Origin of the sequence: Bradyrhizobium sp. NAS96.2, assembly GCF_001908235.1 — a bacterium.
Lineage (GTDB): Bacteria > Pseudomonadota > Alphaproteobacteria > Rhizobiales > Xanthobacteraceae > Bradyrhizobium.
Window position 1 is genome coordinate 1 of sequence record NZ_LGHK01000115.1, and the last position, 24,973, is coordinate 24,973.

The following is a 24,973-nucleotide window of genomic DNA, read 5'->3' on the forward strand; positions in this document are numbered from 1 at the left end:
GATCCTGCCTCTACGCGGACGCGGAAAGGCTGCAATCATGCGCGGGGTTGGATTCGTTCCCAAGGAACGCAAGACTGAAGGCATCGTGCCTTATTTGTCAGTTCAAGCAAATATCTCATTGGCCTCGCTTCCGCTCGTGTCGCGACCAGCAGGCGTCATTTCCCGCTCCAGAGAACGGGCTCTGTCCGAAAAGTACATCAATGGGCTACGCGTCCGATGCAACGGGCCAACCCAGCTCTGCCAATTTCTTTCCGGGGGTAATCAACAGAAAGTCGTGATAGCCAAATGGCTCGCGCGGGGGGTCCAAGTGCTCGTACTCGACAATCCGACACGCGGCGTCGATGTCGGTGCGAAGCAAGAGATTTACGGTCTGCTGAGGGACTTGGTGGAACGCGGATTATCTGTTCTGCTCGTAACAGACGATCTGCCCGAACTTATCGGAATGTCGAACCGTATTCTCATCATGCGAGATGGACAAATCCAATTCGAGTGCAACGCGCCTGCTGATAACAAGCCAACGGAGCAGGAACTTGTTCAACACATGGTATGAGCCCCAAATCGCCAAGCCGAGATCAGGTCTGAAGGCCAGAGCGCGGATTGCAGAACAGTTCCATGCCCGTTACCGCCCGATCATAAATGCAGCCGGACCGCTGTTGCTGCTGATGGCTATGGTCATTGTGTTTGCCCTTATCAACCCGCGCTTTTTGAGTTGGGTGAATCTCTTCAATCTGATGCGGCAATCGTCAATCCTGCTGATTGTCTCAACGGGCATCACTTTTGTGATTCTCATGGGTGCGCTTGACCTTTCCGTGGGAGCCATCGTGACCCTTGTAGCAGTTTCATCAGCGGTTCTAATCCGGGACTTTGACTTCGGTGCAACCGGAATAGCTTTTGTAGCAGCAGCCATCGGTGCTATCTGTGGCCTGGTGAACGCAGTGCTCGTCCTCCGTCTACGGTTGCCGTCCTTTGTGGCCACACTCGGTACAATGACCATCCTTGGTGGGATTTCGACCTGGATTAGTGGTGGAGTAAACGTGTTCTTTCGGAGCCCTGATCTCACATGGTTTGCGTCTGGTTCAATCATCGGGCGGATTCCAAACTCGGGAGTCTTGGCGCTCCTGATTTTTGCTGCAGCGTCCTTCATCGGCGCGAGAAGCCACTTCGGGAGATCATTGTTTGCGATCGGCGCCGGAGGGGTAGCTGCTCGACTTTCCGGCATTGATGTCCTTCGCACCAAAGCTATCGCGTTTGTGGTATGCGGGATGCTTTGTGGAACTGCGGGCTTACTTCTTGTCGCACGAACATCAACCGGGACTGCCCGCATGGGGGATGATCTGCTGCTCCAAGCCATTGCCGCCGTTGTAATGGGCGGAACCGCGCTTTCAGGTGGTTCAGGGGGCGTGCATCGAACTCTGATTGGCGTGCTGGTGATTGCCGTACTTCAAAATGGCCTGAACATCGCAGGAGTACATACATACATCCAAATCATGGTGACCGGGCTCATTGTAATCTTATCTGTTACGGTAACCCTCGATCGATCACGGCTGGCTTTCATCAAGTAGAAGGGAAAACTCGTGCGGCAGCATCGCCAGCTCCTTAGTGGGGGGCCGGCTGCGCGGGTCGTGATTGTCTGGATCGCTATAGCTAAGAATCTATGGACAGCACAAATGAGGTAGCGTCAGTTCGCCTTGGCCGGCGTCAACTGAGACATTCAACTTGTGCGCGGCAGCAGCCAAAACCGGCACCGAAACGTCGTTCTCGCCTGCCAGGCGCACAGCGGAGTCGATGTCCTTTGCGGAATTCGCAATCGAGATTGCCAGAATATCGGGCTTCTCGCCCAACAAGAATGCCGCGAATCCTTGGAATATTCCGCTATTAGTAGACCCACGACCGACCAAGGACCGGAGCATCACGAGATCGATGTCAAGACCATGCGCAAACTGGCAGACCTCCGCAGCGACCGCCGCTATGCCCATGGTCATGGCGTTGTACACAAGCTTCATCTTGTGACCTTGTCCGACATCTCCGACATGAATGACGGTCTCACAAAATGCAGCAAGAATGCCTTCAACCACCGGAAAGAGCGTTTCATTCGATCCAACGATCGCGTTGAGGAGACCGAATTCCGCTTGTTCCGGGCTCCGTGTTACTGGCGCATCTACAAAGCTTAAGCCGTATTTGTGGGCCTGCTCAGCCAGTGCGACCGTCGAAGCAGGATAAGAGGTCGTGCAGTCAATTACCAAACCTCCTCGGCGCATATGGATGAACAACCCGTCTTGCCCAAGGCATACTGCTTCTACCTCACGGCTTGAAGGCAGGGATAGCACGACCGCGCTTACATGCCGCGCCAACTCGGTGATCGAAGGATGTTCATAGGCCCCCGCGCCAGTCAACCGATCCGCACCGAAACGATCTTTGTTGGCCTTGATATGCAGCTCGACATGGTGACGCAACAGGCTGATACCCATTCCCGTTCCCATGCGCCCGAGTCCGATAAGGCCTACTCTGTGCTTCGCAGCGTTCGGGGCGACGTTGAGTGGCCGTTGTTCGGCAATCATGACTTATGCATTCCGAAAATAGCCATGCCTTTGCAAGATCGGCAACAGTTCATGATGGTTGTTGATCGTGTAGTCCGGATTTGCCGCTCGTAAGCGCGCCTCGGAAACAAATCCTCCGGTGATGGATATGCTTATGAGTCCGAGATTGCGCGCAATATCTGTTTCAACCGGCATGTCGCCGATGATGAAGGTCGAAGCCGGCTTCAAGTCGTAGTTCTTCATGTATAGACGAAGCCGCTCTCCCTTGCTCATCGACTTGTATTGAGTCGCGCGGTTTTCAAAGGCGAGCACATCGTTGATGTAGTCATTGATTCCAAGTCTCCTCAATTGCGATCGCAGCGGGTCAACTATATGGTTACTAACGATAATCGACGAAGCCGCTTCTCGGCGCGCTAGCTCCAAGACCCTGCGTGCGCCCTCGCGCAGATCGGATTTGTCCGCAAGTGGTTCGTAGATGTCGTGAAAGAGTGCGCTTCCATCGCGATCAAGCGCCGTAACTTCGTCTTCCGACATTCCGAGACTTCGATAGAGAACAGATAGTGGAACGTCGCAATGTTCCCGAAAGGTGTTCATGTCGATCGTCGCATGGCCAAAGTGAGTTAGTATGTCATTGGTCGTTTGCAGCAGTGCGTACGAATCATCGAGCAGCGTTCCGTTCCAATCAAAGACGAGGACGGGCTTCATGATCGACCTCAAGCAGGGATTGATTCGGAATAAGGAAGGGCGGCTAGAAATTCGCGCAAGTTTTGGTTTGCGCGTTTCTGCCCCGCAGGGGTCGGCATCTCGAACGTAAATGGTGATAGATCGAAGCCGTCTTGCCGGCAGGGAAGCGACGACACTAGAAGTGAAAACGGCAGATACGTGATTGTGGCTGCGTTGATGGATGCAGCAATATTACTTTCGATGATCTTGAGAGTGTTGGGCTTGATGTTGTGAAAGCGAAGGCTTTGCGTGCGCTGTTCGGGTGGCAATCGTTTCCAGATCTGCCAGAATGCCAACTCATCTAGTGTGTCTATACCGATACCATAGTAGTTCGGCGCGACAACAGGTGGCGAACCGATCGCCCAATGTACAGCTTTCGCCCCAGCGGCAAGCAGCATGTTTGTGACAGTTCGGCTGGTATCGCCGCGAATGAGAGCCTCGTCGACGATTACAATCGTGGTATCGCCAAGGTTAGTACCCGACACATGGTACTTCTGAGAAATGCGAGACTTTCGTTCGCTGGGCGCACCAATGAGAGTTCGCTGAGGAAATTGCGTTGCGACGACTTCCCGACGCTGGGAAAGCAGGCCGTAATCACGGAGGGATGCAAACAGACCGTCGGCGTAAGGGCCCCCGGTATGGGGCATGGAGGAAACGATCGTGGGTGCGGAGCCTGGCTCCTCTTGCAACCGTTGTGCAACAAGGCGACCAAGGGCGACCCCTATGTTGTAACGGGTTTCGAAATATGATTGGCCTTCGATCGATGTGTCCGGATTTCCTAAATAAAGCGTCTCATAGGCGCAAAGTTTGGCATTGTATCGCCCGCGGCTCACAGAACGGTCAACGCAACTTCCAGTTGTTCCATCTACATACTTGATGTGGCCCGGCAATAGTTGCTTTGTCTTGCCCTGTAGTCCTGCGAACGCACCGTTTTCCGAAGCAAAGAGCAAGAACCCGTCATCTGCCTGCATAGTTTCCAAAGGTCGCAACCCGCATCGATTGCGGTATGCAACTAAGTTGCCTTCTCCGTCCAGGAGAAGCGCGCTAATGGCGCCGTCAATTCGATCATCAATGTCGCGAAAGACAGTCTCGTAATTGACGGGTAGGCCGTACCGCCAATAGTCTCTTTCACAGGACCGCTCAATCCACTTGAGCAACAGTTCGGAATCTCTGTCGCCATCCAACCTATGACCCTGGGCAAGCAATTCGCCCCTGAGTTCACGAGCGTTGACCAAAGCGCCATCAAAAGAAATTGTCAAATGGCGGCTGGTACCCGCATTAATGTGAATCGGCTGAAGGATTCCGCGGTCGCTAGGTTCGCGGCGTCGGCTACGAATATGGGCGATTGCAACATGGGGCCTAAAAGTTGGATCCTTTTCATCGTGCTCAATGCGCGCTGAATCGCATGATGGCTGGAGCACCTTCGCATATCGAACGCCTTCCTTGCGCATGAAGGCTGCAACGCAGACCCCTGCCTGCCCACGCAGTGCAAGTCTCGGAACCATGTGCTTGAGCCGATCATAAACCGTCGCCCGCGAATTGCTTGAGGAGGATTGTAAGGCAGCAGCAACCCCGGACATGCAGATCATTCCCCTGTCGCACGACCGATGTCTCGGTCGATCACCGGCGAACGCATTTAGCCGCCATGGTGAGGAGACGCGAACGCCGCTCTCTCTAAGCAAGCGCCATACCAGTCCTTGGCGACTTCGCTCGTGCTGCTAGGGCGACGGAATTCAAAGACCTTAACCACTTCGTATACGATGATCTCGCACCGTCCGCTTCTCGACATGTTGTCTAAAGCGCGACACGTTAGTACGAAGCTGGCCAACCGCCGAGAGTGGGCCCGCGGCTAACATTGCTGGTCCCAAATGTAAAAGACCCCTGGCTATCTGGAGCATGGGCCGGCCTGCGGAATGCAATACGTCATTGTTGATTCTATTTTTGAGCGAGATCAATCCGGGCGCGGCGCGATTGGCGCAATGGTCTAATTTCAAATGGAGAGGCAGCTGTATGATGAGTGTCGCAGTGATAGCGGGCGAGAGCACGGGGATCATGCCGCGCTGCTCAAGTGTGGCGCTCGTTCGCCACGATCTAGCCGAATGCGGGAGCGTTCCAAACCCGCCTAGCGTTGCTGGAGGCCGATCAGCCGGGCTCGCTAGTGATCGACGATCATGGCGACTGGTCGATAAGGTTTCGGAGAGTGATTTCCATCATCAGAAGCAACTGAACATGGAAACCGGTTGAAGCGGCTGTGGAAACCTGACCAGAACAGCCTGAGCGTGAATGCATGCACACACGCGTCGACTGCTCTCATAAGCTCCTCTTATACATCACTTGCTGAAGTTGTGGCGCAGATAAGCGTCTACAAAGATCCCGAACGCGTTTGGTACCGCAGTCTCCTTGGCTTCATCGGCCGCAGTGAATTGCTTGGGTCATGACACTATGGCTGATAGAGGAGACGGGAAGGAAAGGCAGCGGCTATTTATGACCGAGAGGACAGTTCGAACGCAAGCGCACGCCGTTATTTGGATCGACCACCGCGTTGCCAAAATCTTCTCGGTAGGGCTGACTGGCGTGAGCGCCTCGGCCGTACGCGCGCATTCGTCATCCCCTCATCACAAAGCGAATGCGAGCGGAGACTTGACATTCCTCGTCAGGGTCAGTGAAGCCCTGGGTAACTGCACCGATCTGCTCATCATCGGGCCAGGCAGCGAGAAAACCGAGCTCATGCAATTTCTGAAAACGACCAGGTCAACGCTCACGGTGCACGTCGAATCCAGCGATCACCCTACGGAGCGCGAAATCGTTGCGCTGGGACGAAAGCGCTTCCACCTCGATTGAATGAGGAACAGGACCGTGCAACGCGACGGGACTGAGCATGTCCTCTGACCACAGCGAGGGCAGGTAATTTCCGCACACCACGGCTTCCGGTAAGTTAAGCTAGGCGGCTGCTGTGTTCGCAACGCGGTCGCCCGCCAGCGCCGGAGGCGAGATGTTGCCGTTCGATGTTGTTGCCCCTCAGTGCATTTGTCGTTGTCGTGATAGACGTTTCTCGCTTGGTAGTACCGAACAGTATCGACGGCAACACAATACAGGACAGCCGGTACTATCTGGGCCAGGTGCGCCAATGGGTGGGCCGTACAGTCACGCGTTCTCCGGTCTTCGCCCCGATCCAGCCGCCGATTATGCGGCGGCAGGGGAAGACCAGCCGGTGAATGGTGCTGCCCTCGATCACGGCAATTTCCAGGTCGCGATCAAAGGGGGCGGTCTCGATCCGTTCCCAGGTAATCCGATCGTTAGCACCGGAATGCCGTTCATAGTTGCAGATTGACAAGTTACGCATCCTTCTGAACAGGCCCGACGAGCTCCCCAGTCTGCCGCGCGAGCAGTTCTGCGTCCAATCTGCCCGCGGTCTCGATCGCGCAAGTGGTCTGCCGGTTGCCCCCGCCGTGACGCTATTGCCATGCGGGGGCGGGAATTAGTGGGCAGCCCAGATCATGGCTGCGGAATACTGCCAAACTTCAGCAGGATCGATCCCGACCAGCCCAAGTCCGTGTCGGTTGGCATCTTCGACGCCGCCCTGAATGAAGCTTGCGCCCGGCGCGCCCGCCATCGCTGTCATGTTGCACATCCTCCGTTGGTTGGAGTCTGCTTAACGCTCGTGAGGCGCCTGTTGGTTGACTGATATGCCTCCACTGGCGCGTTCCAGAGCTTCGCATTACCGAAGCGAGTTCCAGAAAGGGGACGCCCGCACGCCAATTGGGCCTAGCGGCGCTCCCCGATCATGGCGCCGGTCCGCAGGTTGATGAAGTGGGCTCCGCCGCAGGCTGCGCAGGTTACAGGGTGCAGGACGTCGGTTCCAAGCTCGGGGCTTTCGTCCGGCAGAAGGCCCTGGACCCGATCGCCCGTATTTGGGCACGAAAAGATGATGGGGCGCCAAGTTTTCCTGTCTGCCATGTACTGACCTTGACTGGGAAGGTGATCTCTATCGGCAGGCCGCAACCGACGTATTGATGCTGGTCAAAAAGGCCGACGCGCGTCCGGAACGACTTGTTGCGTTGTATCGTCGCGCGGCTCGTGAGCGGCTGGCTTTCTCGGATTGTCGTCGGGGGCTGCCCCTAGCAACCTGTCTTGGCGCTGAAGCCGTGGCCTTCAGGCTCGTCGCAGCGCCGGTCCTATTTGATGCACGTCAAAAGCCGACGTGTCTCTATGAGCTAAGGGTGGCGAGATGGACGTGAAACATGGTTACTCGACCCGAACAAGGCGGTAGTTTCTTCGGAAATCTGATCAGCCGGTTACGGACTATTCTGTCTCGACAGTCCGAGCTGGCTTATTTGAGCCATCAGGATATCGACGCAATCGCGCGTGAGCTCAGACTCTCCACGGCCGAGTTTCGAACATTGGCGCAACGTCCTGGCGTACCCGAGCTTTTGAGTAAGCGGCTCGCACTTGCAGGGCTTCCAGAGCAAGCGTTCGCTGCGCATCATGGCGACGTATTACACGATCTGCAGCGCGTGTGCGGCCTATGTCAGGCCAAACGCCGCTGTGCCGCTGAGCTCAATCAAGAGAACCATGCAGGCCCTCCAAAATGGTGTCCGAATGAACAAACGCTGCGTGCGCTCAATCGCGAAGCCGCCAGCCACGCACAGCGCTTCCTGGATTGATGCCACTCATTCACCCGTCGCTGGCCACAGCGCGACCCGCGGCTTCCGTGATCCTCAACCGCATGGTGGATCGCCCTCTATGACGTAGATCAGCCGACCGAATTGCGAGCTCGCTTGGGGCAAATTCGCCTCGATCGACCCGCTCGGCCAGCTTATCGGACTACCGGCATTCTATGGTCATTGAAGAGCGGCCATTATGACGATCTCGGTGGCTCGGCCGTGGCGTGCCGTCGCCGCCGACGAGCCCGGACACGGCCATTTCGATCCAAACAGTCAAAATGAAACCGTGCGACCGCGGTCCGATCGTCAACGCGCTTCGCCGGCGAGCGCCAACGCGAACGTCCCGGTTGGGCGCCGCCGCGGTGACGCGGACCTAAGACGAATGATCGGCCTGTCATTGATGGTAGCAAGCCGTTACGGCCGTCAACAGTTCAGCTCGTTCAAGTTGGCAGTAGCGTCGCGCTGTGACAGAGTCGCGGCATCGAGCAACACGTCGCCATGTCGAAGGAAAAGCCGACACAATTCCGCTCGTTATCGGTCACCGCAAGTCAGATCGTGCGCTCGCAGGGGACACAGAAATATCTCGCCGTCCAAAGGAGTAGCTGGCTAATAACGAGCTGAATGTTCGGCGCGTGAGGCAAGTCACCTGGCATCGGCGAGCATCACACGTCGCATCGCTGAGCGCGATTGACATCGCTCAACGGGGCGCTTGCTAATTCGCGGTGCAATGGCTCGGTCAAGAAGCGCGTAACCTCTACTCGTAATCGCAGCGATCCGCTCCATCGTAGACCGTTGAGCAGACTGTTGTCGATACTGTTACTGCAGCTTCTCGCTTACGGTTTCGCCCGATCTACGTTGTCGCGAGTGTTCTCTTCCCAATCGTTGCTCAAATGCGAGCAGCGATGGCAGTGATGTGTCGCATATCGCCAGCTTTTTGAATGGTGGACGTGGTTAGTCCGCCATACGGAAAAAATGTCAAACAAAGTCGCATTGGTTATCTGATATACGTTTGCAATCCAATCGTCTGCAAAGTCTAGAAACATGTGCGGCCTCCTCAGCGGCAAGCCTCGCCTTAATCACGTATGATTGTCGATAGTATGCTCGATTATTACATTCGAGAACTTATAGCGAGGCCGTGTCAGTCACTTACCCAAGCACGTCATCTTGTAAGTCTGTACGAGTTCCTGTCAGTGGCACTTTTAAGGTCGTCGCTCCGAAAAAACTGTGTTACAAGCCGCCCTCTCACAAGGAGCATTCAGGGTGAAGAAAGTAACAAAGAAACGCATCAAGCGGCGCGAGTGGACCAAAGAAGATATCAAGGAGCTCAAGGCCCATTCGAAGGCCCGGACTCCAGTCATAAAAATATCAAAGGTGACCAAACGCACGATCGGTGCGCTGCGTCAGAAGGCCTTACATCTCGGGATCGGCCTCGGTCATCAGCGATAGCTTACTAAAGCGGTACCAAAACTCGCAGAGTAGGGCGGCTGACAGGCCGCCCTTGATCGCTCTTTCAGCTTTGCCATTGCCGGTGAGATGGTCGCCGACTCCATTCTGCCAGGTCCTGCGCACCGTTTGTTTAGGCATAGTGATGTCAGGCTTCGTCCCGCTTGCCCCTGATCCGCTTGGATACGGAGCGTTATGGGGCGGTTATCGTGCCGTCCCTTTCGTCGCGGCCTAGAAATCGTCTGGCTCGTCGGTCGCCTAACAGTGCGTATGCCGAATCCGCTGTACACGTTCTTGGCCCGAAGCGTCGCAACGCGTCGACATCCTCTATCGACGAAGGCCTTCTACGTGAACAGGTCGTGTTAGGGGAATGTCGGTGCAGATTCGGCGTCGGCTTCATCTTACAACGAGCCGATCTGCTTCGCCTGTTCGAAGGGGCCCGGTGGACGTGCTGAGCCACGTGCTGGGCGCGGTGGCCTTCTGACAAGTGCCGAACGCTGACCATCCCGCGGTCCTCCAGACGGGAACGACTTTCAAGCGGGTCGTTCGCCGCTGATCGTGATAACTTTAGAGCTCGGTAGAAAGCGAGCGCCTAGAAACGAGCCTGCGGATTAGCTCAGACTTGTTCCAGTCGAAAGTCCCGAGCGATATGGCGCGCTCAGCAGCAACAGAAACAGCGCCCTGTTGGCTCCATAGCTGGCGGCAGATCGGCTGTTTCCTGAGCCCGTCATAACCACGGTGCCATCGGTTGCGCATACCGACCACAACCACCTTCGCCCACGCTGCTTCAATAAAACTTCGAAGGTTGGCAGATCAGACATTGCCGCAGTCCAACGTCATTTCCGAGGGCCATGCATTGATTCTCAGAATTAGAGAGCGGCTTTCAAGCAAGCGCTCTCCAGGCGATGCCTGACTGCAGCTAGCTTGCTAACTAGCTCGAGGGATTCCGGAATGCCGAACTCGGCAAAAACGAACTCGTCCAGTGCTTCCAGCTTTGTAGAGACGCTCATGAGAAGCTTGCAAGTCTTGTCCGTTAGCGACAATTGTACGACCCGAGCATCGCGTTTGGAGGATCTGCGTCGAAGCAATCCCTTTTTCTCCAGCAGCTTTGATTGGGTCGTCACGAATGAAGCGTCTACGTGCATCAACTTTGACACCACATTGACCGGAATTCCGTCTTCGCCTTCCAAATCCGCCAAAGCCGTCAAGATGGTCCATTGTGGCCCAGTAACGCCAAGCATATTGGCCCGAAACTGGCGAAGCTCCTCCAAACGCGCATTGATGGATCTGATCTCCCACGTGAAACGGCAGACCATCTCCTGCCCGTCCGCCAAATTTGTACCCATCGCGCTTGCTGGACTAGACAAATCTGGCGGCATCGCGTGTCAGGGTTTCCATCCTTGGTTTGCTTCCCCTTAGCGCGAATCAAGAATGTGGACAATCTCATCTGAGGAAAGCGGCCGAATACTTGGTACGATTCGAACGAACGGGGCGCCCCGGGGATGCAGCGACGGAATTCTAGGCCCGCATGCGCAGAGATGCGTGACATTCCGAGCAGCATTGGCTTCGCGGCGGCCATTGGACACACATCGACGAGACCTACATTATCGTCCGATCGAGGCGCAGGAATCGTCGTCAGCGAGGAGTGCGCCTAGGCTGAGGGAGGCTCCTGGTCGCCTGTCGTGGAGAACGAGATTACAAAGGCCATCCAGAATCAACTTGCCGTCCTTGGCCGCTATACCCTCGAGCGCCAGTGCGGCATCCTCGTGTGGCAGACTTCTCGATTCAGCAAACTCGCCGCGAGCATCGGGGCCGCTTCACCAGGCAACTGCCTCGGTTCGGCAGGGTTTCGAGCGTGACGTAAAGGCGCCCAGCCACGGAGCTGCGGGGTTATCCGGTGGAGAACGCCAGTGAACGGGAAGTCGCGTGATGCCGCACGAGACTGCTGAGTTGGCGCACGCCTCGCGCGCAACGCACTATGTCGCTCTATGTTTCTCCGATTGAAAGGGCGCCTAAAGGATGAGCCGAGAAGTGGGGTGATGCCGATGCTCGCGAATAAGCGACTTGCTCAATGCCATCCGGGAATGCCGGCTGACTCCTTGATTGTGTGATATGGCAGACGAGGCACCGCGGTTCCGCGGGCTGCCTGGCGCAAGTCTCGAGCCATCGCCGATGATCGAAGACAGACACTGGCCGAAGGCCCGCCGAAACGGCTCTTCATGATGTCGCGGCCGTTTGCCCGAAACACTCGCCGAGCGCCGTTTGTGTAGTCTGAGGCCGCGAACGCTATGGACATGATGGACAAGCTGACGCGTTGACCACGTGCCACAGCAACAGCAGCAGACAGGGTCTTTGGCAGCGTGATTAGAAAGAGATCAGAAGCGGTCAGTGTCCAACGAACAAACCGGTTCAAGCGGTGCCGCTCCGCGGGCCATTTCAGACGCGACCTTCGTCATCAACCGCATGGAGGTGAAAAGCGAACTTCGCGGTGTCCAACCCAATAGTTGCGACGTTCATCTTGAACAACTCCTCTGCAGCCAGCACATCTGGCATCATATGACGGGCGCCGAGAGAGGGGGGCCGTCTTCCCATCAACGGCCGGCTGCGGGATGAATTGTTGAATGAGACGTCGTTCACCTCGCTAGCCAAAGGCCCGCGTCGGATCACGAACAGATTCTTTCGCACTTTCAGGATTGACGCTTCTTCTAGAATGAAGGAGCAAGGCTGAATGATGGGAATGCCATGGGTCAGGTGATCCAGATTGATGAAGCGCAGATTCGGGATCACCGGGCCGAGATGGTGCGCGGGACGATCGAAGAAACGCTGAATGCCGTGCTGGAGGCCGAAGCGGACCAGCTTTGCGGCGCTGCGCGCTATGGCAGGACACGCGAGCCGGCAGCAACGAGCGAACTCTGCAGACCAAGGCGGGAGACATCAATCCGTGCGACTTGATTGCCTTGTGCCTGATTTTTGCCTCGAGGGAGCCGCCGACGGCGGGCCGCTTAGATGCCGAGCAACAGATTAGTCGAGGTCCGGGACCATGCGTTTCGAACTGGCGACACTCATCTGGCTGAAATCACCTCTCGATTGAGAGCGACGGTCCAAACTTGTATTCTCGCTAACGGTCTTCGTCGAGCCTGTCGCTAGGATGATTGGGAGTTCTTTCTGGGAAGGTGATAGCAAGGCGCACTTGTCCGCCCAACGTAGGATCCAAAGATGGCCGAGATCATCACGAGGAGAGTGTCCGCTGCAGATGCAGAAGCCGTCGGTCGCTTTGTCGATGCACTTTTGGTCGAGCTGAGTGGCAATCCGTCCGATGCAAGTCGTAGAGTCGATCGTGCCCAATGCAAGGCCCCTGTGGCGAGTGGACTTCGTATCGCTGTCTGAAATGTGCTTCTGGGGCGCAAAGTTCCTGCATTTTCGCAGCGTAGAGTTTGCGCAAAGTCAGGATGTGCCTCTGGTTCTCAAGCAGTGGGGTGGCGTCGAACAACAGCACGCAAGTGATGAAAGAGATTGCAGGCATGGAAAACGGAAAGGTTCCGGCCGTCAACTCGATGGCTCGCATAGAACATGTGGAAATCGATTCCAGGGATCCAAATCACGGTTTCGAGAAATTCGCGCAGCATCTCACGCAAAACAGCCTGCCCTGGCTGCAGCTCCTCGCCGCGGGAAAAACCAGCATGACCGTGGCCTGTGATTCGGAGTGGCTCGACGCGCTATTGCGCACGCTGGAGCGAAGCAAGGATCTGCGCAAGCAGCGCGAGGCGTCAAGCTCGGTGAGTCTCACCTGCTTCGGTGGAGTTTCGTCGGAATTGTCGTTCAGGGCATTGCAGGTTCTCGAACATCACGGGATTGTCCCGGACAAGTACGTGCTGTCGCCGCATTCGGTCAGTCTGTTTGTCCCGGCGGCGAGCCGAGAGGCCGCGGTTAAGGCGTTGCATTCGCTAGTCCAGCAGACATAGCTGCGAGAAGCGGCAGGGATCGCTTCCGTTGTCAGGCCAAGATCGGACGCGAGCAACGGCGCCGCGTGCCGCAGTGCCTTGGCAAACAAGAGCGAAGAGATGAGCATCCTCTTGTTCCATTCTGATCCGATCGCGAGCATTGCGAAGCCGAGGTCTACACGCTGCACTGCGGTCGCCGGGAGTGACTTGGGCCGCGGCCATCAGGCTGCGGCGCACGGAGCCCTGTCGCCATGATACGATAAGACACGGCCCATCAAGGCTGTTGGTAGCAGGCTAAGGCCGGGCCGTTGAGCAGACTGCCTGAGATTGTCTCTGTCTTAAAAAGGGAGTTCACTCCATGCCGAGGAAAGAGATTCTCGACCAGATCCAGAAGTACATCCACCCGTTCCGAATTACGAGCGGCAGGGGCTTTCAGCTGAAGGACTTCGACCCTGGCGACACGTGCGGTCTGAAGATGGAAAAGGGCGAAGCTGCCGACCTTCTTCAACGTGGCACTCAGTGGCTCGCAGAAGAACAGGACATGCTTTATGCCCAAGACTGTTGGTCGCTGCTGCTCGTGTTCCAGGCCATGGATGCGGCTGGCAAAGACAGCACGATCAAACACGTCATGTCGGGAGTAAATCCGCAGGGCTGCCAGGTCTTTTCGTTCAAGCACCCCTCGCGGGAGGATCTCGCCCATGACTTCATGTGGCGCTACGTCACGCGTCTGCCAGAGCGTGGGCGGATCGGAATCTTCAATCGCTCCTATTACGAGGAAGTCCTCGTCGTGCGCGTTCACGAGGACATCTTGAAGCGGCAGAGGCTGCCGCGGTCGTTCATGGGCAGGCAGATATGGGACGAACGGCTGACGTACATCGCGCACTTCGAGGATTACCTCAGCCGGCAGGGCATAGTCATCCTCAAGTTCTTCCTGCATGTGTCGCGCGAAGAGCAGAAGAAGCGCTTCATGAAGCGCCTCGACAACCCGGAGAAGAACTGGAAGTTCTCTGCATCGGACGTGCACGAGCGCAGGTACTGGCGCGACTATATGAGCTCGTTCGAGGCAGCGATCGCGGCCACTGCATCGGAGCAAGCGCCGTGGTATGTGGTGCCGGCCGACAACAAGTGGTTCACGCGTCTTGTAGTCGCCGCGGCAGTCGTGGAGGCAGTGGAGAAGCTCGACCTTGCATATCCGAAGGTGAGCCCGGAGCAGAAGAAGGAGCTGGCGGCGGCTCGTGCGGAACTTGCACGTGAAGCTTAACTTCCGTGGCTCGACGCTCGATAGCCAGCACCATCAGCGCTACGCCAGGGCAGCCGCGACCGAAGAAATCGACTGCATCCGCCGATCCGCGACGATCTAGCTTTGGCTGGCCATACGTTGCAGCTGCGTTATATTAGACGGCCCAATTGTCGATGTCCCCTGGAGGGACCGCATGTCGACGACGATTTCGGTCCTTGGTGGTGTGGGCCTGTTTCTGCTTGGCATGAGCGTTATGACCGCCGGCCTCAAGCGACTCGCCGGATCGGGATTGCGGACGGTGCTGAGCAAGGCCGCGGCGACCTCGCTGTCTGGTGCTTTCTGGGGCGCCGTCGTCACGCTGATCGTGCAATCCTCTAGCGCAACCACAATGACCACCATCGGTCTCGTGAGTGCAGGTGTGCTGACATTTCCGCAAGGGTTGGCCCTCGTATTCGGCGCCAATGTCGGCACAACAGGAACCGGCTGGCTGGTTGCTCTCATCGGGGTGCGCGTCTCGCTCACGGCCGCGGCGTTGCCGATGATCTTCGTTGGTGCGCTGATCAAATTGCTGGGCCCTGGACGTATTTCCGCAGCGGGGGCAGCGCTTGCCGGGTTTGCGCTTTTGCTTTTTGGACTGACAACTCTGCAGCAGGGCATGGGGGGGCTGGCCGAACAGTTGCACCCGGCCGATTTGCCGGCTGTTCTCGGCACCACATGGTGGTCGGGCTTTTACGGCCTGCTGGCGCTGGTCACTGTCGGACTGGTGATGACTGCTGTAATGCAATCATCGACGGCGGCTATCGCGGTCACGCTGTCCGCATACTATGCGGGCGCCGTCGGACTGGACCAGGCTTGCGCGCTGATCATTGGGCAGAATATCGGCACGGCGACCAGTTCCGCCATGGCAGCAATCGGTGCGAGCAGCACCGCCAAACGATTGGCCCTCGCGTACATCTTGTTCAAGCTGATCGCGGCCTTGATCGCGTTGGCGCTCTTCCCCGTCACCATTCCTCTGCTGGTCCGCGCCTCTAACACGATCGATGGCGTGACGCTACTTGCTGGCTACCACACCATGTACAACGTCGTTGGCGTCCTCGTGCTGCTGCCGGTGATCAACGGGTTCACGCGGTTCGTCGAGCGCATTCTGCCCGAACGCGGTTCGCCGCTGACGCGGTGCCTTGACCCGGCAGCGCTGGCGACACCGATTGCGGCCGAGGAAGCCGTACGGCGGACGGTTGCGCGCGCACTTGGGACGATGTGCGGATCACTCGCGACGGCCTTGGGTGCGACGAATCCGGGCGCATCCCTCCGTCCCAAAAAGGACGTCGTGCCAGCGGCCGAGGCCGCCGAGGCGTTGCGCCAGGCTCAACAATTCATGTCGGAGGCAAGTGGCCCGCCCGAATCGGAGGACGAGCAGGGACGGCTCACCAGCACACTGCACGCGCTCGACCACGCGTCTCGCCTGACCGAAACCGTAGGCGAGGGGAGCGAATTCGATACCCCGACCGGCGGGCCTGAAGATATTCGTGTCGCGGAAATGTGCGCGGAGGCAATGGTTGGCGCAGCCTCGCTCGCCGCTGAAGTCGCCGCCCTGCCGGCCTCTACTGGTCACACTTTCCCAATCGCGTCCGGAAGCGGGTCGAAGGAGCCGATCGAGTCGGAGAAAGAACGCCTGGCAACCGGAGCGTCGACCGAGCAATCCCTCGCCCTACTGGAACGCTGCGCGAAAGCACTCGGCGAACTGCGGAAGGACCATCGCAGTGCGACGCTTGGCTCGGTGGCGAGCGGAGCGTTGACCGCGGACGACGCAATCGCTCGCGTCGATGCTGTCCGGCGCCTTGAGGCACTTGCGCACCACGCCTGGCGCTCCGCGGCGCATCTTGTCGGTCGCGGCGCATAGCGCGCAAGAGCTCGAAACACGCGCAATCTTGCGAAAACGAGCCGTTCACATGCCGGATTCCGCTACGACTACGACCTTCCGCAGCGAGCGTGACGAGCGAATGATAAACTTCTCTGCCTCCACGACAAGGAAGAACAGCAGGCCGCCCGCAAGAAGCCATGGCCACACCCAAAGCGGGACGGCTTCATTGCCGAACATCGCCTTGACCGGCGGTAGGTACGTGAAGATGAGTTGTAGGATCACGACGGCAATGATGCCGAGCGGCAGGTAGGCGTTGCCGATATGCGCCTTGAAAGACAGCGACGAGTCGACCAGGTAACGGCTGTTCAGCAGATAGAAGACCTGGCCGATCGTGATGGCATTGACGGCCACCGTCCGGGCAAGCCCGTCCGATGCGCCTTGCGCCTTCATCCAGAAGAACGCCAGCAAGGTGTAGGCAAGGAGCGCCAAGCCGACAAAGATGATCCGCCAAATCCCGAAGCCAGTCACGATCGGGCGGTCCACCGCGCGCGGCGGCCGGCGCATCACATCGATCTCGTGCGGTTCGAAGGAGATGACCAGGCCCAGCGCAACCGAGGTCACCATGTTGACCCACAGCACTTGCGGGGCCGTGATCGGCATGGTGAACCCGACAAGGATTGCGACCGCAATGACCAGCGCCTGCGCGACGTTGGTCGGCAACAGGAATAGCATGGCCTTCTCGACGTTGTTGTAGACTGTGCGCCCTTCCTTCACCGCCGCCGAGATCGAGGCGAAGTTGTCGTCGGCCAGGATCATCGCTGCGGCTTCCTTCGTGACCTCGGTACCCTTGATACCCATCGCAACGCCGATGTCAGCCTTCTTGAGAGACGGTGCGTCGTTCACCCCATCGCCTGTCATGGCCACGATTTGATTATTCGCTTGGATCGCTCTCACCAGGCGCAGCTTGTGTTCGGGGCTGGCTCGCGCGAAGACGTCAACGGCGCGGACACGTTCCTGCAGCGTGGCGGTGTCCATATCCTCGATCTCGGTGCCCGTGATCGCCGTCGTCCCATCGCCAAGCCCAAGCATCTTGGCGATGGCCGCGGCCGTGATCTTGTGATCTCCGGTGATCATGGTGACCCGGATGCCGCCGCTGTGGCATTCCTTCACGGCTTCGATAGCCTCTTTGCGGGGTGGATCCAGCAGGCCAATCAGGCCGAGCAAGACGAGCGTCCTTGGCAGGTCGGCCGCGGTGAGGCCGCCAGCTGTCACATTCGGGTTCTCGAGCCACGCGAGCGCTAGAACACGTTCGCCTTGGGCCGCAAGCCGGTCTGATTGTTTCAGGAAGTGCTCGCGGTCGAGTGGTTCCGGCCGTCCGTCGGCGGTCCGCTGACGGTTGCAGTGCTCAAGGATGACTTCCGGGGCGCCTTTGACAAGCAAGGCTTGCTCGCCGCTCGCAGCCTGGTGGAGAGTCGCCATGAACTTGTGCTCGGATTCGAATGGAATGGCGTCGATACGCGGAGATGCGGCCTGCTCGGCTTGCCGATCCATACCGAGCTTGGCCGCGAACGGATAGAGCGCGCCTTCAGTTGGATCGCCCTCCACCTTCCAGATGCCTTCCTTCTGGAATAGCTCCGCATCGTTACAGAGCAGGGACACCCGCCCCATGAGCGTAAGCACGGCGTCCTTGCCCGCGGGCTGTCCGTCCTTTTTGATTTCGCCCTCGGGCGAATAGCCGTCGCCGGTGACCTGATACGCCGACTCGGCCGTGACGGCGGACACCACCATCATCTCCATGAGCGTCAACGTACCCGTCTTGTCCGAACAAATCCGCGACACCGAGCCGAGCGTTTCGACCGCGGGTAACCGCCGGATAATAGCGTTACGCTGGGCCATGCGTTGTACGCCGATGGCCAAAGTGATCGTGATAAGCGCAGGCAGTCCTTCCGGGATGAGCGATACGGCGATGCCCACGACGGCCTGGAAGAGCTCCACAAAGTCCATGGCCTTTACCCATCTGCCGTAGGCGAAGATCAGGACGCTGATCACCCCGATGGCCGCGGTGATGGCGTAGGCAAATTTCTTGATCTGTCGTAGCAGCGGGGTTTCGAGCGGGCTGACGTCGGCGAGCAACTGGTTGATACGGCCGAGTTCTGTCTCACTGCCGGTCGCGACGACCAACCCGGTCGCGCGACCGGACACGACCATGGTGCCGGAAAATACCATGTTTTCGCGATCGCCGACCGTCGCGTTCGCAGGCGCCACATCGACGCTCTTTTCCGCGGGCACGGACTCGCCAGTGAGGGCCGCCTCTTCGGTCCGCAAGTTCTTCGCCTCGATGAGCCGCAGATCTGCAGGAATCTTGTCGCCCGATTCCAGGAGCACAACGTCCCCCGGAACAAGTTGCTCGGCTGGAATCATGCGGGTCTCCCCGCCGCGCATCGTCCGAGCTTCGGCGGACAGCATGTTGCGGATGGAATCCAGTGCCCTCTCGGCCTTGCCTTCCTGAATGAACCCGAGCAGCGCGTTAAGAACGACCACGCCAAAGATGATTGCCGCGTCAACCCACAGGTTCAGCATTAACTTGGTGAACCCTGCGGCAAGCAGTACGTAGACGAGGATGTTGTTGAACTGCGTGAGAAACCTCGTAAGCGGGCCCCGTTTCCTGCCTTCCGGCAAACGGTTTGGCCCGTATTTCTGAAGCCGGATCGAGGCCTCATCCGGATCGAGGCCCTTCTCGCAACTGGTAGCAAGTCGCTTCACGACCTCATGTTGAGGTATCGCGTGCCAAGGCCACTCTTCGTTGGCCGTGTTCGCTGCTGCACCCATGCTTTTGCTCCACGAAATCAGCCCCTGTTGCTCGCCTGTCCTGACGAAAGGGCTCGAAGCAATCGTGATATCCAATCATGCATGGCATCGGCGCCCTAGAGGGCGTGTCCATCACGTCATGTCCTGCCGGGGAGTGGCCGGGCTCCCGGCTGACCTGGCACCCTCTCAGGAAGCGGTCGCGGACGCTGGATTCCCGGCCGGCCCGGCGCCGGCGGACGAGCCACCGGGCGGCCTGAATGCCGCCATCCGTGCCATCCGGCCGGACCGCCCCAGCCGGAGCCGCGCCGCCAATTGAAGCCGCATCGATACCAGCCGGGGCCGCGCCATCCGCGATTGTACCAACAGTAACGGTGGCCTCTCCACCGGAATTGGACAGTTTCCGTAAGCCGATGCTCGTCGCCCGCGCCATGCAGGCCCAGCGGTCCTCCGATAAAACCGGCCTGCGAGCGACCGCCAGTCGTAGTCACTACCGCCGCAGCAGCCGCAAGAGCGAGCGCCCATAGAATCGATTTTCGCATGATTTCCTCCTCGGTATTCACCGCCCAGGAGAGAACCGGCAGATGGCCGCAGACCCGAGTGCTGCAGCCGACCTTCTTGCACGCGATCCCGCTTAAGGACCCACACCAACGCGGTCTGGAAACCCCGAGCGTGAATCAGCTGCGAGAACAATCAGGCGGCTGCCGCGACAGCGCAGCGTGCGGCGGTTCTCAACGATGGTTTAGCTCAACCCTCAGGCAGCCTTTGGCTGAGCTGCGCTTGCGAGCGTGTCGCGCAGATGCTGCTCTTTCTGTTCATCGAGCGAGGTCTTCAGAACGGTACCTCCCGCATCCTTGATCTGACTGAGAACCTTGTCTGCAGTCATACTCTGGATCAGCAGGAACAGAACGGCGTCTCCCGATTTCACGTTAGATGCGAGATCCTTCATGAACTGATCTCTGATACCGAAATCGGTCAGCGCGCCGCTCAATGCGCCTGCTCCGGCACCAAGAGCCAGGCCAATAAGGGGATTCAAGAACACCAACCCAAACAGCAGTCCCCAAAAGCTTCCGCTTGCGGCGCCCGTCATCGTAGTGTTCACAAGTTGATTGAGTTTTACAGAGTCCCCTGTTTTGACTGCGATCACGGCATCATTGATCGTGATAAGATATTCCCTCTGCAGATTGAGTATTTTCTGCCGAACTTCCTCTGCCTTAGCTTCGGATGGGTACACGATCGCGACAAGATCTGACATTGAATTCTCCTGTAACGAGCCGGCATGCTGCCCCTGATCAACCGCGAGATCCACGCATCCGCAAAATTTAACACAGACGTTAGACTCTCTTATCGGCCAATCAGCCCCGTGCTTTCACAATTACGAGATGTGCTGAGGTCCGGATGCAATTGAGTAAGCGTAGCTGTCGTATGTGCCTTCGAATGAAAGGAGCTCCGCAAACTTGCCTCGCCGCAGAATGGCGCCACGGGGCCAAGGCGGGGCGGCGCTGGCGAAAGACTCATGGCCGGCTTATGGTGGTACCCGATGCCGCGGCGCGCTATTCGCTGCTCACGCAGATCGACGGCACCATGCCAAGGACTTACATCGCGTGGCGTTGGAGGTCTCCCGATCGGGCCATACATGAAGCCGATCCGGCAGAGGGCTCCAGTTTTCCGTCAATGAGTCGACGCCGCTGGGGTGCTCTACACCTCGCTATCGCGGGTTGCGGCGATCGACGAGGCCACGGGCGAAGCCAAATGGGTGTTCGATCCCAAGATTTATGAAAACGGTCTTGGCAAGACTGGTGCGCCATCTCGGTAAGGTTGAAATGGTTTGAGATCAAACGAGAGGATTCAACATGGCAAGCTATGTAGGGGAAAATCTCTTAGTCAAGAAATCTGCGGCCGTCCTTCTTCTTCTACTCGGCATCGTGTTGATCGTGATCGGCCTGCACGAGGACTTTTGGACGGTTGCCTCGCTCGGAGCTCTTTCTTTGCTTGGCGGCGTTTTCCTTCTTGTGCTCAAGATTGTCGCGCGCAACCAAAGTAATCAGCTCTAGGTCGCGTGGACTGTTGGGATTCTCAAGTCAGTGAAAGCATGATTCAAGATGGCTTTTTTGGGAGGCAGTCTTGGGCGTCATGGATCGACCGTTTTGAGCGATGAGCCGTGGATCCGGATATCGGGCCTGATCATCGGCCGTCCCGACCAACGGGGTTCGACGGGACGCGACAATCGTCTATTCGTGGAAGGCGTGCTTTGGATTGTCCGCACCGGAGCCCACTAACGCGACCTGCCGCCGCTGTTTTCATTCCGACAGGTGGGGCGCAGCAAGCGGAGTATGGGGTGGCGCACGGGCCACCAAGCCATCATCGCAGCAGCCGAGGACAAAGGCTGCGATCTCGTTGTCATGTCATCGCTCGGGCGCAGCGGACTTTCCAAGTTTCTAATCGGCAGCGTGACAAACAAGGTGCTGACGCTCGCGAAAATCCCCGTACTGGTTTGTCAGTGAATGTGGTCTACTAGCAAGGGAGGCCCCGAATGTACGCCAATATTCTCTTGAGCTCGGATGGATCGGACGTTGCGAGAAAAGGCGTTAAGCATGGGATTGCTTTAGCAAAGGCCCTGAACGCCAAAGTGACAGTCATCACCGTAACGGAACCGCTACCGATCGACTATGGGAGCGGACACGCCTCGGGGTGGCTTCCCACGCAGGAAGAGGTTGATCGCTTTGACGCAGGCTGCAAGGAACGTGCTGGCAGACTGCTCGATGAAGCTCGAGCTATGGCGGAGCAGATCGGGATTTCTGCAGAACTCTTGCATGTTCCGAACGCGCACCCAGCCACTGCGATTATCGAAACGGCAAAGTCCAGAGGCTGCGACTTAATCGTCATGGCCTCTCACGGGCGTCGCGGCCTCAGGAAGCTTTTGTTGGGGAGTCAAACATCGGAGGTCCTAGCGGACGGAAGCGTGCCGGTGTTGGTAGTGCGGTAGCAGACATGATAGTGCAGGAGGCAAGTGGTAAGACCAGCTCCTAGCCTGGACTTCGCCAGCAATCCCGACGTCCCGCCTTGGGTCAACTGCGACTCGACCCATCCGCAGTTCTCAGGCGCAAAGCGACCATTCGGCGACGACCGTTGCGATCCTAACCACCGTGAATGTAATGTGACGAAAGGCAATCCAAAGGCCGGTGCTTTCTGCAGCAGATGCACACATGTCGTCGTCAGGAATGACGATGCTTCCTACTCAGCTAGTCGAATTGTGCGAACGCCGAGTTGCTTCTGGATGTTCGCGCGTCCGTGTCCGAACCATGTGAGTAGCGGAGTATCGGGACATGAAAGCGAATAACACAACGCGCAACCTCGAAGCAACAGATCGATCTTTGCGGCTTATCGGATCGTGGCGCTCTATATGGTGGGTCGGCTCGTCCCGTACCGGCAACCCATCCTTTCTCGCCCCGGAAATGACCGAAACCTGGAACCAGATCTTTATGGGCGGGCAGTTCTGACTTCCAGCGGGCCGTCGCAGAGTCAGTTCGTGAGAAACCGAGTCAGTTCTGCTACGAACCGATACAAGCAAGCCAGCCACCACCATTAATTTGCTGGTGGACCCGTCGCGTGGCAAAGCCGTTGAACAGCTCGACTCCCGGCACGTCGCATTTTGGCTTCTGCCGCTAGCCGTTGGTGGCCCGGCCAAACATTATGCAGCCATTGCGCTGCGATACTACGAACTCAGGGACGAGAACGGTCAGCGCCTTGGCGAATTCATCGCTCGCGGACTGGACTCCTTTGTCCCTCCGTCAAAGGGAACGCCAAGCCAACTCGCCGATGCTCTGCTCTTTAGAAAGAGCACTCTCGAACTGGACTCGACCGTACCGCGTGCAGTCTTCACGCACGATAACCCCGAACAAACAGACGATAGCCGCACTCAGTGGCGGGAGCGGCAATACTACCGTCCCCATCCAAATCAGCATTGATGCGAAGGGCGCCGATTCCGCAGGGCTTGCACGTGTCTCGTCCCAGCTCGCGCAGCTGGAGGCGTCGCTGCCTGCCACGGTCGTGCGAGAGGTGCTGAAAGCAAGATCGGCTAGGAAACTGTAACCATGGTGGGGGCGGCCTGTACTACGCTGGACCGCCCCTTCCGCCTTGACCCTCACACTATATGTTCCTATTTTGTTCTCATGTCAACCCCGACGACAGGCGCAACTTTGCATTGTGCTTTGGACGTGACCAACCCCGCCCTTGAACGCTATGACTGTCGCAATCTGGGGGACCACATAATGCCAAGTAAGATTTTTCACGTTGCCATTCATGATTTGCGTCGCAAGGGAGAAGATGACTTTGAGTTCGTCGTCGGCAAGAACGATTTGAAGCATGGGTCGACCCTTACTCGTGTGGTCGACGAACTTCATCATCTGTATGCGCGACGCGCGTCCAAATCCCACGGCAAGTTTTCCGCCGATGACGTCAATTTTCCGACACAGGGATTCTTGCGAATTTACATCGATGGAGGGTCAAAGGACTTCGAGACATTGACGACCTCGCTAATGACTACGCTGGTCACGCAAGCTCGACGCAAAACCGGCGCAACGGGCGGTCATGTCTTCTTTGTGCATTTCGAAGATGACGGCAAGCAGTTTGTCATGATCGCCATCGTAAACGACCGTCTCGGAGCGGCCATCACGCACGACTACGATGTTAGCGACGTCACGACGCTGGACCTTGATGGCTTTCGTTTTGCTGGCCGCATCAATCTCACGGCATGGGCAAACAAAGAAGAGCGCTATGTTGGATTTCTCAAAGGTAAGGGAGACGTTGCCGAGTACTTCAAAGAGTTTTTAGGCTGCGACACCACCGTACAAGACCGAGAAGATACCAACTCGCTTGTTGCTGCATTGAAGCATTTTGCCGATTCGCAAAGCATGGTGGGCGCCGACCGAGACGAGTTCCTAGCGAAAGCGAAGGCAATCTGCGACGTATCAGCGAAGAAGCGGGAGCAACTTCATCTTACCGCGTTCTCGAATGAGTTGTTCCCGAGCGAACCTGACTTGCTGCTGAGCGTTCTCACTGACGACGCACGCAAGATCAACGACGGCTTCATCCCAGACAGGCGCGCGTTGGCGATCTTGGTACGGTTCAAGGCAAAAACTTCGTTCTGGTCTGTCGAGTTCGAGCGTGAGGCCATTACGCTGGGGAAGGTACGATACAATGAGAAGTCAAATTCTTTAACGTTGAGTGATATTCCTATGGAATTGGCGGAAGAGCTGAAAGCACAGCTTAATGGCTGACTTGAGTTGGCAAGACCTGCTGCGGTGCTACGACCACGTTGAATTCGCGGGAGACCGGGAGGGCGTGCTTACGATCGCTAATGCCGAAATTCTAAATACGATTCTGTCGATCGACGCAGACGAGTCGACTTCCGGTGACTTGAATTTCTACCCGACAAACAATATCAGCGGAGCAAGCATCGGCGACAAAATCGCCGTGCACGTGGGTGCGCCAAAACTATCCATCGGCATCCTTGCTCAGAATCTTGATGGCCTGTTATCGGCCCCGAAGGGATTCTTAGACTTCCCAGTGCGGTTTTATGTCATCGACGGCCGTCTGAGCGACCGCGATACGTCCACACCGCAGCTCAAATCGTATCGTGCAGTCGTTTCCCTCATAAAGTTGCTGGCTGATGCAGCAACATTCCTCGATCGGGAAGAACAAAAGCTGTTCTTCTTCAAGGACGGCAAGGTTGAGGTTCCCATTCGCTATAGTGCAGC

Annotated in this window: 23 protein-coding genes and 1 pseudogene; 16 read left to right on the forward strand and 8 right to left on the reverse strand. The window is 57.5% G+C overall.

The window, feature by feature from the left end; translation table 11 throughout:
* Positions 1-550, forward strand: a 550-nt coding sequence (locus AC628_RS24105) for an ATP-binding cassette domain-containing protein (protein WP_210190252.1), incomplete at its 5' end; no start/stop codon positions are given.
* Complete coding sequence (locus AC628_RS24110) at positions 531-1,562, forward strand: ABC transporter permease (protein WP_168193437.1); 1,032 nt, start codon at positions 531-533, stop codon at positions 1,560-1,562. The genes AC628_RS24105 and AC628_RS24110, both read left to right, overlap by 20 nt.
* 90 nt (positions 1,563-1,652) lie before the next feature.
* On the opposite strand, the gene AC628_RS24115 is transcribed toward AC628_RS24110, so the two are convergent.
* Genes AC628_RS24115 through AC628_RS24125 form a run of 3 tightly spaced genes read right to left on the reverse strand, consistent with a single transcriptional unit; the run spans position 1,653 to position 4,711 of the window.
* A complete protein-coding gene (locus tag AC628_RS24115) occupies positions 1,653-2,558 on the reverse strand; it encodes an NAD(P)-dependent oxidoreductase (RefSeq protein WP_074129210.1) in 906 nt (301 codons plus the stop codon).
* A 3-nt stretch (positions 2,559-2,561) separates the two neighbouring features.
* Positions 2,562-3,242, reverse strand: a complete 681-nt coding sequence (locus tag AC628_RS24120) for an HAD family hydrolase (protein ID WP_074129225.1) — start codon at positions 3,240-3,242, stop codon at positions 2,562-2,564.
* An 8-nt stretch (positions 3,243-3,250) separates the two neighbouring features.
* Entirely contained in the window at positions 3,251-4,711 is a 1,461-nt protein-coding gene (locus tag AC628_RS24125) for an amidophosphoribosyltransferase (RefSeq protein ID WP_083633117.1), read from the reverse strand.
* Positions 4,712-5,744: 1,033 nt separating this feature from the next.
* Here AC628_RS24125 and AC628_RS24130 point away from each other — a divergent pair.
* On the forward strand, positions 5,745-6,101 hold the full coding sequence (locus tag AC628_RS24130) for a hypothetical protein (protein ID WP_074129228.1): 357 nt from the start codon (positions 5,745-5,747) through the stop codon (positions 6,099-6,101).
* Between the two features lie 265 nt (positions 6,102-6,366).
* Here the strand turns inward: AC628_RS24130 and AC628_RS24135 are convergent, their stop codons facing one another.
* Positions 6,367-6,594, reverse strand: coding sequence for a hypothetical protein (locus AC628_RS24135; protein WP_349510131.1), 228 nt, complete (start codon positions 6,592-6,594; stop codon positions 6,367-6,369).
* A gap of 144 nt (positions 6,595-6,738) precedes the next feature.
* Positions 6,739-6,882, reverse strand: a complete 144-nt coding sequence (locus tag AC628_RS44190) for a hypothetical protein (protein WP_168193439.1) — start codon at positions 6,880-6,882, stop codon at positions 6,739-6,741.
* Between the two features lie 619 nt (positions 6,883-7,501).
* Between AC628_RS44190 and AC628_RS43115 the strand changes: the two genes are divergently transcribed.
* Together AC628_RS43115 and AC628_RS24140 are read left to right on the forward strand one after the other, a co-directional pair.
* Positions 7,502-7,924 (forward strand): hypothetical protein, encoded by a 423-nt coding sequence (locus AC628_RS43115; protein ID WP_143201768.1) that lies wholly within the window; start codon positions 7,502-7,504, stop codon positions 7,922-7,924.
* A 1,260-nt stretch (positions 7,925-9,184) separates the two neighbouring features.
* Complete coding sequence (locus tag AC628_RS24140; RefSeq protein ID WP_083633112.1) at positions 9,185-9,370, forward strand: hypothetical protein; 186 nt, start codon at positions 9,185-9,187, stop codon at positions 9,368-9,370.
* An 866-nt stretch (positions 9,371-10,236) separates the two neighbouring features.
* On the opposite strand, the gene AC628_RS24145 is transcribed toward AC628_RS24140, so the two are convergent.
* Positions 10,237-10,713, reverse strand: coding sequence for a MarR family winged helix-turn-helix transcriptional regulator (locus tag AC628_RS24145; RefSeq protein ID WP_074129214.1), 477 nt, complete (start codon positions 10,711-10,713; stop codon positions 10,237-10,239).
* Between the two features lie 1,396 nt (positions 10,714-12,109).
* Here AC628_RS24145 and AC628_RS24150 point away from each other — a divergent pair.
* The 5 genes from AC628_RS24150 to AC628_RS24165 all read left to right on the forward strand — a co-directional run bounded on the left by AC628_RS24150 (position 12,110) and on the right by AC628_RS24165 (position 16,448).
* Positions 12,110-12,319 (forward strand): hypothetical protein, encoded by a 210-nt coding sequence (locus AC628_RS24150; RefSeq protein ID WP_245321291.1) that lies wholly within the window; start codon positions 12,110-12,112, stop codon positions 12,317-12,319.
* 264 nt (positions 12,320-12,583) lie between these two features.
* Positions 12,584-12,754, forward strand: a complete 171-nt coding sequence (locus AC628_RS44195; protein WP_168193436.1) for a hypothetical protein — start codon at positions 12,584-12,586, stop codon at positions 12,752-12,754.
* 116 nt (positions 12,755-12,870) lie between these two features.
* A complete protein-coding gene (locus tag AC628_RS24155; protein ID WP_245321292.1) occupies positions 12,871-13,329 on the forward strand; it encodes a hypothetical protein in 459 nt (152 codons plus the stop codon).
* Between the two features lie 337 nt (positions 13,330-13,666).
* A complete protein-coding gene (locus tag AC628_RS24160) occupies positions 13,667-14,569 on the forward strand; it encodes a polyphosphate kinase 2 family protein (RefSeq protein WP_074129215.1) in 903 nt (300 codons plus the stop codon).
* Positions 14,570-14,741: 172 nt separating this feature from the next.
* Positions 14,742-16,448 (forward strand): Na/Pi cotransporter family protein, encoded by a 1,707-nt coding sequence (locus AC628_RS24165; protein ID WP_074129217.1) that lies wholly within the window; start codon positions 14,742-14,744, stop codon positions 16,446-16,448.
* 45 nt (positions 16,449-16,493) lie between these two features.
* On the opposite strand, the gene AC628_RS24170 is transcribed toward AC628_RS24165, so the two are convergent.
* Complete coding sequence (locus AC628_RS24170; RefSeq protein ID WP_074129219.1) at positions 16,494-19,238, reverse strand: HAD-IC family P-type ATPase; 2,745 nt, start codon at positions 19,236-19,238, stop codon at positions 16,494-16,496.
* A 730-nt stretch (positions 19,239-19,968) separates the two neighbouring features.
* Positions 19,969-20,469, reverse strand: a complete 501-nt coding sequence (locus AC628_RS24175; RefSeq protein WP_050420644.1) for a DUF1269 domain-containing protein — start codon at positions 20,467-20,469, stop codon at positions 19,969-19,971.
* A 598-nt stretch (positions 20,470-21,067) separates the two neighbouring features.
* On the opposite strand from AC628_RS24175, the gene AC628_RS24180 reads away from it, so the two are divergent.
* The 6 genes and pseudogenes from AC628_RS24180 to AC628_RS24205 all read left to right on the forward strand — a co-directional run.
* On the forward strand, positions 21,068-21,268 hold the full coding sequence (locus tag AC628_RS24180; RefSeq protein WP_050420550.1) for a hypothetical protein: 201 nt from the start codon (positions 21,068-21,070) through the stop codon (positions 21,266-21,268).
* Positions 21,269-21,347: 79 nt separating this feature from the next.
* Positions 21,348-21,559: pseudogene (locus tag AC628_RS46185) on the forward strand (transposase); the annotation flags it as partial.
* Positions 21,548-21,718: a universal stress protein gene (locus AC628_RS24190; protein WP_083633114.1), complete on the forward strand. Its 171-nt coding sequence runs from the start codon at positions 21,548-21,550 to the stop codon at positions 21,716-21,718. The pseudogene AC628_RS46185 and the gene AC628_RS24190, both read left to right, overlap by 12 nt.
* Before the next feature lie 29 nt (positions 21,719-21,747).
* The gene (locus tag AC628_RS24195; protein ID WP_074129221.1) at positions 21,748-22,200 is read left to right on the forward strand and encodes a universal stress protein; all 453 of its coding nucleotides are present in this window, start codon (positions 21,748-21,750) and stop codon (positions 22,198-22,200) included.
* A 1,285-nt stretch (positions 22,201-23,485) separates the two neighbouring features.
* Positions 23,486-24,493 (forward strand): nucleoid-associated protein, encoded by a 1,008-nt coding sequence (locus tag AC628_RS24200; protein WP_074129231.1) that lies wholly within the window; start codon positions 23,486-23,488, stop codon positions 24,491-24,493.
* A partial coding sequence (locus tag AC628_RS24205) for a hypothetical protein (protein WP_210190253.1) occupies positions 24,486-24,973 on the forward strand: 488 nt, incomplete at its 3' end. The genes AC628_RS24200 and AC628_RS24205, both read left to right, overlap by 8 nt.